Annotated in this window: 1 protein-coding gene; it reads right to left on the bottom strand. The window is 70.4% G+C overall.

The annotated features are described in order from the left end of the window. Positions 1-330 (bottom strand): DeoR/GlpR family DNA-binding transcription regulator (locus tag BZY54_RS54535; RefSeq protein ID WP_244217734.1); only part of this gene is annotated, 330 nt, incomplete at its 3' end. Positions 331-490 lie beyond the last annotated feature (160 nt).

Genomic DNA, 490 nt, shown 5'->3' with positions numbered 1-490 from the left:
GGCGGCGGCCAGGCGCGCCACCGTCGTACCGGCGTCGAGGATCAGCGTCCCCTCGGTGGGCAGTTCGGCCAGGGCGGCCTTGGCGATGCGGTCCTTCTCATCGGCCGCCGTGGACTCGCGCTCGGTGAGGTCGGGCTCGAAGTCGAGGCGGCCGACCGGGATGGCACCGCCGTGCACCCGGCGCAGCAGGCCGGCCCGGTCGAGGGCCTTCAGGTCGCGGCGGATCGTCTCCGCCGTCACCTGGAACTCCTCGGCGAGCGACACGACGTCCACCCGGCCGCCGTCACGGGCGAGCCGGAGGATCTCCTGCTGTCGCTCGGGTGCGTACATGTCCGTTTACCTCCGACCGATGCCCGAACTTGTGGTTTCTTCGGAGGCTACGCTCGGATTTCCGGAAAGTAAACAGGTTCGGGCAACAACCGGGCATGAACGGACTCCTGGCCGCCGGGGGCCTTCTGACCGGACATCCCACCGGACACTCCGGCCGGGC

The organism is Streptomyces carpinensis (assembly GCF_002154505.1).
GTDB lineage: Bacteria > Actinomycetota > Actinomycetes > Streptomycetales > Streptomycetaceae > Streptomyces > Streptomyces carpinensis.
Note: the sequence above shows the minus strand (reverse complement) of the source record. Positions and strands in the feature narration are given on the sequence as shown.